Below are 1,201 nucleotides of genomic sequence, written 5' to 3'. Positions count from 1 at the left end.
CGCCGATCAGCGCCTGCCCGATGACGATGCTCGCCCTGCGGCCCACCCGGTCCGCCTTTGAAGGGGGGTGCCGGGTCCGACTACACACTCACACACGAATTCGGCCCCGGCACGTCCCTGCCCTGCGGTACTGCTTGCGGGTAGTTCATCTCTCCCGCATCTCTTGACTCGTTCCTTGCTACGAGAAAAAAGATACAACAGCCCCGCGAGAATGTCTACCCTGACCGCTGTAGATATTTTGTTGCGAACTTTCCAGGTATCGATGTTCAGGAACGACCCGCTCACCGGGGGTGAGAGCGCTCCGTGTGAGTCGTAGGAGATGGATCTGGGACAATGCTCCGATGCGAAATACCCCGAAGTCCGAGTCGTTGTTGCGTGCCCGCGCGGAGAGGGAAGAGCGCACCGCCTCCTCCGAGCAGCCCGGAGGAGGCGCGTCGAGCCCCGGAGAGGACTCGTCGTCGTCCGAGCCGGGGGCACGCAGCGACAGCGCCACGATTCGGTCGGCTAGATCCGATCTCTCAACTCATGCCAGGGCAGTGGAAAGTATGCACGAGGCGATCCATCCCGATCGCGATTGAGTCGGGCGCCTGGTCGGCATGCGGAGGGCTTTCTCATGTCCGTCGCTCCAACGCACGCCGGCCGCCGCACTCCCGAATGCTGGGAGTGGCGACGACCGTCGAGTTGTCAGAGTGTGCGCTCAGTACTTGAACCTCAAGGCAGCAACTGGTCCAGGAAGGTGTTGCTGAAGACCTTGTGCGGATCCAACGCGTTGAATGCGGCGTTGGCGGTGTCCCAGTTGTCGCTCGATGGGACGCCGTCGCGGTAGGTCTGGGGGAGGCCCTGGGTGATGATCGGGGTGTCGGTGTACGGCTTGTCGGGGCCGAACGCCCAGCCCTTGGACCACTCGGGGCGGAAGGTGGCGTCGTTGTTGTTGTAGTGATTGCGCATCCACTGTTCCATTTCGCGGTAGAACGCGAACATGCCGGGGGTTCCCGGGACGCCGAGGACGTTGAGCCAGATGGCGGTGTCCCACTCCGGATGGTCGGGCCGGGGGCGCATGGCCGAGATGGTGGGGGCGCCTGCCGAGTCGACCTCGACCTCGGACGGTTGATCGAGGCCGCAGCAGCGGATTTCGACGGGGCCGTTGAGGGGGAACTGACCGATGGAGCGGTAGTACTCCATGCGGCCGTTGAACCACTGG

The 1,201-nt window shown here is 63.8% G+C and carries 1 protein-coding gene; it reads right to left on the bottom strand.

The window, feature by feature from the left end:
• Positions 1-711: 711 nt before the first annotated feature.
• The coding region (locus tag ABT116_RS48145; protein ID WP_351647828.1) for a cholesterol oxidase substrate-binding domain-containing protein at positions 712-1,201 on the bottom strand (490 nt) is incomplete at its 5' end.

The organism is Streptomyces sp. NPDC002130 (assembly GCF_040296465.1).
Taxonomy (GTDB): Bacteria; Actinomycetota; Actinomycetes; order Streptomycetales; family Streptomycetaceae; genus Streptomyces.
This window is presented reverse-complemented; position numbering and strand designations above follow the sequence as displayed.